The organism is Rhodococcus sp. C26F, assembly GCF_053345925.1.
In genome coordinates, this window is sequence record NZ_JBKFBA010000062.1 from 856 (window position 1) to 11,073 (window position 10,218).

Below are 10,218 nucleotides of genomic sequence, written 5' to 3' on the forward strand. Positions count from 1 at the left end.
GGGGCGACGACAGCACGGCGGTGATCCCACCACGGGCACCGAGCCGCCGGGCCGCGGCGACCGCCTGCTCGCGACCGAGTTCGGTCAACTCCGGGTTGCCCCGCCCCGAGTAGCGACGCTCGACCGACAGCGAGGTCTGCCCGTGGCGCAGCAGCAGCAGACGGGTCGGTGTTCCGACCGCACCGGTCCAGCCGGGCGAAGCGGGAACAGCCGGGTCGGGCACCGGCACGACCGGCGGGGTCGTGACGTTCTCGGTCCTCGTGCTCGCCGGCACCGCACGTGCCACGGTGTCGGATGCGACGTCGAGCAACGCTTCGGCCGCCGCGTCCATCGCGGCGTTGGCCAACCGGTCGGCGTGGGCGTTCTCCGCACGCGGGATCCACGTGAAGTCGACACTGCGGAACCGGCCGGCCAGCTCACGCGCCTGCGCGGCCAGCGGGATCATGTCGGCATGCTTGACCTGCCACCGTCCGCTCATCTGTTCGACGACGAGCTTGGAATCCATGCGGACGTGCACCTCGTCGGCGCCGACCTCGGCGGCGGCGGTGAGACCGGCGATCAGACCCTTGTACTCGGCAACGTTGTTCGTCGCGCGCCCGATGCTCGCCTGGCGTTCGGCGAGGACGGTCCGATGGTCGGCATCGAAGACCACGGCACCGTAACCGGCCGGTCCGGGATTCCCGCGGGAACCGCCGTCCGCTTCGACGACGACCGTCGTCACAGTCCGGATTCCTTGGTGCGGACCAGGATGGCGTCGCACTCCGGGCACCGGACGAGCAGATCGGCGGGTGCGGCCGCGATCCGGGCGATCTCACCGCGGTCGAGTTCGAGACGGCACGCGCCGCAGCGGCGGGCCTGCAGCAGTGCGGCGCCGATGCCGGACTTCTCGCGCTGCTTCTCGTAGAGCGTCACCAGTTCCGCAGGGAAGACGGCGAGCAGTGCCTCGCGGTCGCTGCGGCACCGCTGCTCGGCCACCTCGATGTCGGCGAGCGCCTCGTCGCGGGCCCGGACGGCGTCGCCGAGCTGGTCGTCGACCTGCGAGACCTGCGCACCGGCGTGGTCGTGGTCGGCCTTCGACGCCTCACGACGCTCCATGACCTCGAGCAGGTCGTCCTCGAGTGCCGCCTGGCGACGCTCGAGGCTGGTGAGCTCGTGCTGCAGTTCGGTGAGCTGCTTCGATCCCACCGAGCCGCTCTGGAGCATCGACCGGTCGCGGTCGGCGCGCATGCGCACGGCCTCGATCTCGCCCTCGAGCTTCCGGATGTCCCGGTCGAGGTCGTCGAGGATGATCTCGACGGCCACCGCGGCGTCCTTGCGCGCGTTGCGCTCGGTCTGCAGGCGGTCCACCTCCTGCTGTTCGGGCAGTGTCCGACGGCGATGCGCGAGGCGGTTCAGCTCTGCGTCCACGGCGGCGAGGGACAGCAGCTTGGCCTGCACGGTGGGTTCGACGTTCACTCGGGTGGTTCCTGCTTTCGATGGTGTGTCGGTGGGCCGGGAGTCGGCGGCCACGCGGGACGTGTCGTAGCTGATTACCGTACCGCGCCCGCCGCGGTCGTCCAGGGATCGGTGCGCAACTCGCTGACCCGCGCCTGCCAGCCGTCCCGATCGGCGAACGCCCTATCGAGGACGTCGCGGGCCTGCGCGCACCACGGGTACTCGCTCGCCCAGTGCGCGACGTCCACCAGCGCGGGACCTCCGGCGCGCAGATGCTCGTCGGCGGGATGGTGCCGCAGGTCGGCGGTGACGTAGACGTCGACACCCTGCGCGGTGGCGAGTCCGAGGAAGGAATCACCGGATCCGCCGCACACCGCCACGGTCCGCACCGGCCGGCCGGGGTCTCCCGCGCCGCGCACGCCCCATTCGGTGGCCGGCAGAGCGGCGGCGACGTCGGCGGTGAACTCGCGCAGCGTGCGGGTCTGCGGCAGATCCCCCACCCGGCCGAGCCCGCGATCGCTCGGCAGGTCGGCGAGTTCGATGATGTCGAAGGCCGGTTCCTCGTAGGGGTGCGCGTCGCGCAGGGCCGCGAGCACCGCCGCCCGTGACCGGCGCGGCGCGATGACCTCGATCCGGTCCTCGGGGACGCGTTCGAGGTCGCCGACCGAGCCGATGGCCGGGTCCGCGCCGTCGACCGGGCGGAACTGGCCGGTGCCCGTGGTGGACCAGCAGCATTCGCGGTAGTTGCCGAGGGCACCCGCGCCCGCCGCGAACAGTCCCGCGCGCACCGTGTCGGCGGCGTCGGACGGCACCATGACGACCCACTTGTCGGTCGCGGGTTCGGGCTTGGCCTCGAGCGGTCGCAGGCCGGTCAGGCCCAGCGCCCCGGCGAGGGCGTCCGAGACACCGGGGTTCGCACGGTCGGCGTTGGTGTGCGCGGTGAACAGAGCGCAGCCGCCGCGGATGAGGCGGTGGATCAGCGCGCCCTTGGGGGTGTGCGCGCCCACCGTGTCGACTCCGCGCAGCAGCAGCGGGTGGTGCACCAGCAGCAGTTGCGCGCCCCATTCGATCGCCTCGTCGACGACGGCCGCGGTCGCGTCGACGGCGAGCAGCACCTTGCGCACCGGCTCGTCGGGGTCGCCGGCGACGAGTCCCACCGAGTCCCAGCTCTCCGCCAGCGACGGCGGGTAGGCCGTCCCCAGAACGTCGATCACCTCACGCAGCGTCGCCGCCGTCACGTCCACCTCCAGCTGATCCGCTCTCTCCTACGCGCACGACCCTACGCGGCGGAGGACCGGACGAACGGGGAGAATGGCCCGGTGACCGTTCTCGCTGCCATCCAGCCGCTCGTGCTCCCTGCTCCCGTCGTCCTCTTCGATCTGGACGGCACGCTCACCGATTCCGCGACCGGGGTGATCAACGGGTTCCTCCACGCCGCCGAGACGACCGGTTTCGAGGCACCGGACGGCGACCTGCAGTGGCTGCTCGGACCGCCCATGCGCGACACCCTGCAGAATCTCGGGCTCGGCGAGGAGCAGGTCGCTGCGGGACTCGCGGCCTACCGGGACTACTACTCCGCCACCGGCTGGGCGGAGAACGCGGTCTTCGACGGCATCGAAGCGGTGCTCGAGGCCGTCCGTGAAGCAGGTAGCCGCCTGGCGGTGGCAACGTCGAAGTCCCAGACGTTCGCCGAACGGATCCTCGACCACTTCGGTCTGACCGGATACTTCGAGTTCATCGGGGGTGCGAGCGACGACGGCGCCCGGCGGCACAAGTGGGAGGTCGTCGCGCACAGCCTCGCCGCGCTCGGGATCGATCCGCAGGATGCCGAGGCGGGCGGCACGACCGGTGTGGTGATGGTGGGCGACCGCGAGCACGACATCCACGGTGCGGGCCGGTTCGGCATCCCCACGGTCTTCGTCGAGTGGGGTTACGGGACCGAGACCGAGGGGCGTGCGGCGGCGCGGACGACCGCCTCGGTCGAGGAACTGCGGGAGGTACTCACGGGTGGACGCTGACGACCGCTTCCACGTGGCCTTCGTGTGCACCGGCAACATCTGCCGGTCGCCGATGGCCGAGAAGATCTTCGCCGAGCACCTGCGGCGGGAGGGACTCGACGAGCGCGTCCGGGTGAGCAGCGCCGGCACGCACGGCTGGCACGTCGGGTCCGAGGCGGATCCGCGCACCGATGCGGTGCTGCAGCGGCACGGTTATCCCACCGGTCACTGCGCGGCGAAGCTCGGTGCCGAGCACCTGGCGGCCGACCTCGTCGTCGCCATGACCACCACTCACGAGCGGGCGCTGGCGCAGCTCGGTGTCCCGTCCGATCGCCGTGTGCTGCTGCGTTCGTTCGATCCCGACGCCGACGACGATTCCGTGCCCGATCCGTACTACGGCTCTCTCGACGAGTTCGAGCAGGTCCGCGAGCAGATCGAAGCCGCCGTTCCGGGCCTGCTCGAGCGGGTGCGGCAGCAGTGAGACGCACCTCACCGGCTACCGTGGATCTGTGCGCCGATTGACATTTCTCCTACGCCCCGGCTGGTTGGTCCTGGCACTGGTGGTCGTCGGCTTCGCCTACGCGTGCTTCACGGTCCTCGCGCCGTGGCAGCTGGGTAAGAACACGAGCACCGAGGACCGCAACGGTCGCATCGCTGCGTCGATGGCACAGGATCCGGTTCCCGTCGGTGAACTGCTGGGCGGCGACGGTCCGACCATCGAGGACGAGTGGCGCCGTGTGCTCGCGCAGGGCTCCTATCTGCCCGAGTCGGACGTGCTCGTGCGGTTGCGCAACGTCGAGTCGCGGCCGGCCTACGAGGTGCTGACCCCGTTCGTCCTCGATTCCGGCGGAACGATCCTGGTCAACCGCGGGTACGTGCGGCCCGTACGCGGCACCGAGATCCCCGAGATCCCGGCCGCGCCGTCCGGCACCGTCACCCTCGACGCCCGCATCCGGATGTCCGAGGGAACGGTCGAGGACAAGGCCCCCTTCGTCGACGACGGCTACCAGCAGGTGTACTTCATCGACGCCCCGCAGGTCGCGTCCGTCACTGGTCTCGATCTCGAGGACGTCTACCTGCAGCTCGACGCCGACCAGCCCGGCGGTCTCGGCGTGATCCCGCTCCCCCAGCTCGATTCGGGCCCGTACCTGTCCTACGGCCTGCAGTGGCTGGCGTTCGGGATCATGGCTCCGCTGGGTCTGGGCTACTTCGTGTGGGCCGAGCTGCGGGAGCGTAGGAAGTCCAAGGGTTCACAAGACGGTGGTGACGCAGCCGAGGCCCCGGCGGAAGCGGCACCGCGCACCGCGAGCGAGAAGCTCGCCGATCGATACGGCCGGCCGCGGTGACCGAGCCGACCACACTGCCCCGATTCGAGGAGCTCCCGATGTACGCGACCGTCGACGACTACCTGGCCGACAAGGATCCGGCCGCCGTCGATGTGTTCCGGCACGTGCGCGCCATGATCCTCGACCTCGGCGACGACGTCACCGAGCACGTCCACGCGTCGGAGATCTCCTGGTCGCGGGGCCGTCCGTTCGCGGCGGCGTTCGTCTACGCCTCGCGTCTCGAGGTGGCCCTGGATCTGCCGCGACGCATCCATCACGCGACGCTGCGTGAGGCGTTCCCGAAGAAGGGGACGGTGACGACGCACCGGCTGAGCGTCTCGTCGGTCGACGAACTCGACGACCACTTCGTGGAGTTGCTGAACGTCGCCTACCGCACCGCAGCGGAACCGCGCGACTGACGCCCCACGACTCCCTTCCGCACGAAGGAGACGAGATGGACGAGGTGAGCGGCGCGATCCGGTTCCTGTCGGCGTTCACGGCCATCGAGAACCACTTCAAGTGGCAGCTGCAGACGGACGAGGAGCACATGAGCTTCGTCCGGATGGCCAAGGAGTACGCCCGGCGCCACCGCACCCAGGTCGATCTGCCCGCCCTCCGGGCCTTCGCGGACCTGCGCAACGCGCTCGTGCACCAGGACTACTACGGGGGCAAGCCGGTCGCCGATCCGGTCCCGGAGGTCGTCGAGGCGATCGAGCGATTGCGCGACAGGATCATCGATCCGCCGAAGGTGCTGCAGGTCCTGCCGAGGCGGGCACCCGCCGTGTTCGAGACGGGCACACCACTGAATCGGGTGCTCGACGAGATCCGGCGCCACGACTACTCGCAGTTCCCGATCTACGAGGACGACACCTATCTCGGGCTGTTGACGACGAACTGCATCGCCCGCTGGCTCGCGCATCGTCTCGCGACGGACGAGATCGTCGAGGGCGAGACCGTCGGAGCGGCCCTGGAGTTCGCCGAACCGCACGAGCGGGCCGCGCACCTGCCCCGCACCATCACGGTGCCGCAGGCGATCAAGAAGCTATCGCCGCCCGCGGGCGGGCAACTGCCGCCGACGGCGTTGATCGTCACGCACAGTGGCAGCGCGAAGGAACGGCCGCTCATGATCGTCGTCGCCGACGACCTGCCGACGCTCGTCGCGGCAGTGAATGCGGGACATTAGATCTGTGTGGATCCGACCCCGCTGAGCGGGGCTCGATCCACCGAAATCGCACGTGGGATTGTGGGCGCGGAGGGTTTCGAACCCCCGACCGCTGGTGTGTAAAACCAGAGCTCTACCACTGAGCTACACGCCCGAAAGGCGACGGCAGGTGCCGCCGACTTCGCATCAGGACTTTAGCGCGGCGAGCGCTCTGGCCCAAGCTCCCTGGTCACGGGCCTCTCCGGGCTGGTTCTCCTCCGCGAACTGCACGATGCCGTCCTTGTCGATGACGAACGTGCCGCGGTTGGCGAAACCGAACTTCTCGTTGAACACACCGTAGGCCTGCGCGACCTCGCCGTGCGGCCAGAAGTCGGACAGCAGCGGGAAGGTGTAGCCCTGCTCGGCCGCCCAGATCTTGTGGCTCGGCGACGGGCCGACCGACACCGCGAGGATGGCGGTGTCGTCGTTCTCGAAGGTGGGCAGGTCGTCGCGGACGGCGCACAGCTCGCCCTGGCAGACGCCGGTGAAGGCGAGCGGGTAGAAGACCAGGAGCACGTTCTTGCTGCCCCGGAAGCTCGACAGCGTCACTTCCTGGTTGTTCTGGTCCTTGAGAGTGAAATCGGGGGCTTCGGCGCCCACGGCGATCGGCATGCGTGTGGATCCTTACGTTCCGGGAGCCGGTTCAGCGGCGGGGACGGCCGGCCTTGGGCTGGACGAGGCGGCTGCCGATCCAGTCACCGAGGTTGGTGGCCGTGGTCTGGGTGAGGCCGGCTGTGGCGGCCGACTCGGCGATCTCGCTGGGCTCGACGTGATCGGGGCGCCCGGTCTTGGGGGTGAGCACCCACACGACGCCTTCGTCGGCGAGGGGGCCGATCGCGTCCATGAGAGCGTCGACCAGGTCGCCGTCGCTGTCGCGCCACCACAGCAGCACGACGTCGACGACCTCGTCGGAGTCCTCGTCGAGCAGCTCGGTACCGGTGACCTCTTCGATCGCAGCTCTCAACTCGTCGTCGGTGTCCTCGTCCCAACCGAGTTCCTGCACCACGTGGTCGTGAGTGATACCGAGCTTGGAGACATAGTTCTTGGCATCCGCCGCGGCGACCACGGTGGCTCCTCCTAAGGGTTGTGGTGCGCGAATCGGATCCGCGTACCGGCGTGACGATCAATTGGTCAAAGCGAACATCGTTGCGGGCCTCAACGCAACCCGAATCGCTGGGAAAAGCGGGAGAATCTTTGGAGAGGGACCCATTGCACCACCCCGCACCGTGTCCGATCCGTCCTGTTGACCGGGCCACGGCGTGATCCTTCGTCGCGGATGGGGGAAGATGAGGGGTGCATCATGTTCAGATGTCGATTGCGTCGGCTCCCACAAGAGCCGGCCGACGGAGAGGGCGCTCCACCTACGCGCCCACCACGATGAGGAGCAGACGTTGACAGACCTGATCCACGGATCCGACTCCCGAGAAGGCGCCGCACCGGGCGCGTCGGGACCGGATTCCTCGGCCAAGCCGGCATCGACCAAGGACAACCGTGTCCGGGTGATCCGCGAGGGCGTGGCCTCCTACCTGCCGGACATCGATCCGGCGGAGACCGAAGAGTGGCTCGAGTCGTTCGACGGGATGCTCGAGGCCGCGGGCCCCACCCGCGCGCGCTACCTGCTGCTGCGCATGCTCGAGCGTGCCAACGAGCGCAAGGTCTCCCTTCCCGCCCTGACCTCCACCGACTACGTCAACACCATCCCCACCGAGAGCGAACCGTGGTTCCCCGGTGACGAGGAGGTCGAGCGTCGCTTCCGCGCGTACATCCGGTGGAACGCGGCGATCATGGTCACCCGCGCGCAGCGCCCGGGTGTCGGCGTCGGTGGTCACATCTCCACCTACGCGTCGTCCGCCGCCCTGTACGAGGTCGGCTTCAACCACTTCTTCCGCGGCAAGGACCATCCCGGCGGCGGCGACCAGGTCTTCATCCAGGGCCACGCCTCCCCCGGTATCTACGCCCGAGCCTTCCTCGAGGGCCGCATCGGCACCGAGCAGCTCGACGGCTTCCGGCAGGAGCACAGCCACGCCTCGCTCGGTGGTGGCCTGCCCTCGTACCCGCACCCGCGCCTGCTCCCGACCTTCTGGGAGTTCCCGACCGTGTCCATGGGCCTGGGCCCGATGAACGCGATCTACCAGGCACGGTTCAACCACTACCTGCACGACCGGGGCATCAAGGACACCTCCGATCAGCACGTCTGGGCGTTCCTCGGCGACGGCGAGATGGACGAGCCGGAGTCGCGCGGTCTGGCGCACGTCGCGGCTACCGAGGGTCTCGACAACCTGACCTTCGTCGTCAACTGCAACCTGCAGCGTCTCGACGGCCCGGTGCGCGGCAACGGCAAGATCATCCAGGAGCTGGAGTCGTTCTTCCGCGGCGCCGGCTGGAACGTCATCAAGGTCGTGTGGGGGCGCGAGTGGGACGCCCTGCTGCACGCCGACAAGGACGGCGCGCTGGTCAATCTCATGAACGCCACCCCCGACGGCGACTACCAGACCTACAAGGCCAACGACGGCGCGTTCGTGCGCGAGCACTTCTTCGGCCGCGACCCGCGGACGAAGGAACTGGTCAAGGACCTGTCCGACCAGCAGATCTGGAACCTCAAGCGCGGCGGCCACGACTACCGCAAGATCTACGCGGCCTACAAGGCGGCGATGGAGCACAAGGGTCAGCCGACGGTGATCCTCGCGCACACCATCAAGGGTTACACGCTCGGTAAGCACTTCGAGGGCCGCAACGCGACCCACCAGATGAAGAAGCTCACCCTCGAGGACCTCAAGTACTTCCGCGACGTCCAGCGGATCCCGATTTCGGATGCCGAGCTCGAGAAGGATCCGAAGATGCCGCCGTACTACCACCCCGGCTTCGAGTCGCCCGAGATCCAGTACATGCTCGAACGTCGCCGGGCTCTCGGCGGCTTCCTGCCGGAGCGCCGCACCGCCGCGAAGCCGTTGGCACTGCCCGCGGAGAAGACCTACGACGTCGTCCGCAAGGGTTCGGGCAAGCAGGAGGTCGCCACCACCATGGCGACGGTCCGTGTGCTCAAGGAACTGTTGCGCGACAAGGAGATCGGCAAGCGCATCGTGCCGATCATCCCGGACGAGGCCCGCACCTTCGGTATGGACTCGTGGTTCCCGTCGCTGAAGATCTACAACCGCAACGGTCAGCTGTACACCTCGGTCGACGCCGATCTGATGCTCGCCTACAAGGAGAGCGAGGTCGGCCAGATCCTGCACGAGGGCATCAACGAGGCCGGTTCGACGGCGTCGTTCACGGCGGTCGGGACGTCCTACGCAACGCAGGGCGAGCCGATGATCCCCGTGTACATCTTCTACTCGATGTTCGGTTTCCAGCGCACGGGCGACGGCCTGTGGGCGGCGGCCGACCAGATGGCACGCGGGTTCGTCCTCGGCGCGACGGCCGGTCGCACCACGCTGACCGGTGAGGGCCTGCAGCACGCCGACGGGCACTCGCTGCTGCTCGCGTCGACCAACCCGGCCGCGGTCACCTACGACCCGGCGTTCTCCTACGAGATCGCCCACATCTTCCGCGACGGTCTGCGGCGGATGTACGGCGGCACGGAGGGTGTCGACGGCTTCGGCGGTGAGGACGTCTTCTACTACATCACCATCTACAACGAGCCGTACTCGCAGCCGGCCGAGCCGGAGGATCTCGACGTCGAGGGCCTGCTCAAGGGCATCTACCTGTACAAGCGGGGCCCGGAGTCGGGTCCGAAGGCGCAGATCCTGGTCTCGGGCGTGATGATGCCCGAGGCGCTGCGTGCGCAGGAGATCCTCGCCGACGAGTGGGGCGTGTCCGCGGACGTCTGGTCCGTCACCTCGTGGGGCGAGCTGCGTCGCGACGGCGTCGAGTGCGACCGCCAGGCGCTGCTGAACCCCGGTGAGGAAGCCCCGGTGCCGTACGTCGCGTCGGTGCTCAACGACGCGGCGGGTCCGTTCGTCGCGGTGTCCGACTGGATGCGCGCGGTGCCCGATCAGATCCGCAAGTGGGTTCCGGGCGACTACACGGTGCTCGGCGCCGACGGCTTCGGCTTCTCCGACACCCGTGGCGCCGCCCGCCGCGTGTTCAACATCGACGCCGAGTCCACGGTGGTTGCGGTGCTCTCGGCACTCGGCCGCGAAGGCGCGATCGATCGTGAGAAGGCCGTCGAGGCGGCCCGCACCTACAAGATCGACGACGTGACGGCCGCCCCGGTCTCGATGGCGGATCCGGGCGTCGCCTGATCCGTCCGCCGGTCACGTCC

At 69.0% G+C, this 10,218-nt stretch carries 11 protein-coding genes and 1 tRNA gene; 6 read left to right on the forward strand and 6 right to left on the reverse strand.

The features are described from left to right. From ACLBYD_RS28840 to ACLBYD_RS28850, 3 genes are all read right to left on the reverse strand, one after another. On the reverse strand, window positions 1–721 hold a 721-nt coding region (locus ACLBYD_RS28840; RefSeq protein ID WP_447819127.1), incomplete at its 3' end, for a bifunctional RNase H/acid phosphatase. Beyond that, the gene (locus tag ACLBYD_RS28845; protein WP_060652755.1) at window positions 718–1,455 is read right to left on the reverse strand and encodes a zinc ribbon domain-containing protein; all 738 of its coding nucleotides are present in this window, start codon (window positions 1,453–1,455) and stop codon (window positions 718–720) included. The genes ACLBYD_RS28840 and ACLBYD_RS28845, both read right to left, overlap by 4 nt. A 74-nt stretch (window positions 1,456–1,529) precedes the next feature. Then, on the reverse strand, window positions 1,530–2,678 hold the full coding sequence (locus ACLBYD_RS28850) for a Nif3-like dinuclear metal center hexameric protein (protein WP_447819128.1): 1,149 nt from the start codon (window positions 2,676–2,678) through the stop codon (window positions 1,530–1,532). Between the two features lie 75 nt (window positions 2,679–2,753). Here ACLBYD_RS28850 and ACLBYD_RS28855 point away from each other — a divergent pair, with 75 nt between their 5' ends. From ACLBYD_RS28855 to ACLBYD_RS28875, 5 genes are read left to right on the forward strand one after another with little or no spacing between them, the layout of a single operon-like run. Further along, entirely contained in the window at window positions 2,754–3,452 is a 699-nt protein-coding gene (locus ACLBYD_RS28855) for an HAD hydrolase-like protein (RefSeq protein WP_447819129.1), read from the forward strand. Next, window positions 3,442–3,912 (forward strand): low molecular weight protein-tyrosine-phosphatase, encoded by a 471-nt coding sequence (locus ACLBYD_RS28860; RefSeq protein WP_447819130.1) that lies wholly within the window; start codon window positions 3,442–3,444, stop codon window positions 3,910–3,912. The genes ACLBYD_RS28855 and ACLBYD_RS28860 overlap by 11 nt, the downstream gene beginning before the upstream one ends. A 28-nt stretch (window positions 3,913–3,940) precedes the next feature. Continuing rightward, window positions 3,941–4,777 (forward strand): SURF1 family cytochrome oxidase biogenesis protein, encoded by an 837-nt coding sequence (locus ACLBYD_RS28865; protein WP_247849227.1) that lies wholly within the window; start codon window positions 3,941–3,943, stop codon window positions 4,775–4,777. Continuing rightward, the gene (locus tag ACLBYD_RS28870; RefSeq protein WP_447819131.1) at window positions 4,774–5,175 is read left to right on the forward strand and encodes a DUF5655 domain-containing protein; all 402 of its coding nucleotides are present in this window, start codon (window positions 4,774–4,776) and stop codon (window positions 5,173–5,175) included. Before ACLBYD_RS28865 ends, ACLBYD_RS28870 begins: the two co-directional genes overlap by 4 nt. Before the next feature lie 35 nt (window positions 5,176–5,210). Next, entirely contained in the window at window positions 5,211–5,939 is a 729-nt protein-coding gene (locus ACLBYD_RS28875; protein ID WP_247849228.1) for a CBS domain-containing protein, read from the forward strand. A 61-nt stretch (window positions 5,940–6,000) separates the two neighbouring features. Here ACLBYD_RS28875 and ACLBYD_RS28880 read toward each other — a convergent pair. From ACLBYD_RS28880 to ACLBYD_RS28890, 3 genes are all read right to left on the reverse strand, one after another. Beyond that, window positions 6,001–6,072: transfer RNA gene (locus ACLBYD_RS28880), tRNA-Val, on the reverse strand. 32 nt (window positions 6,073–6,104) lie between these two features. After that, a complete protein-coding gene (locus ACLBYD_RS28885; protein WP_006554436.1) occupies window positions 6,105–6,569 on the reverse strand; it encodes a peroxiredoxin in 465 nt (154 codons plus the stop codon). A 31-nt stretch (window positions 6,570–6,600) separates the two neighbouring features. Next, complete coding sequence (locus ACLBYD_RS28890; protein WP_006554437.1) at window positions 6,601–7,023, reverse strand: DUF3052 domain-containing protein; 423 nt, start codon at window positions 7,021–7,023, stop codon at window positions 6,601–6,603. Between the two features lie 325 nt (window positions 7,024–7,348). On the opposite strand from ACLBYD_RS28890, the gene aceE reads away from it, so the two are divergent. Then, on the forward strand, window positions 7,349–10,198 hold the full coding sequence (aceE, locus tag ACLBYD_RS28895; RefSeq protein WP_447819132.1) for a pyruvate dehydrogenase (acetyl-transferring), homodimeric type: 2,850 nt from the start codon (window positions 7,349–7,351) through the stop codon (window positions 10,196–10,198). Window positions 10,199–10,218: the final 20 nt, after the last annotated feature.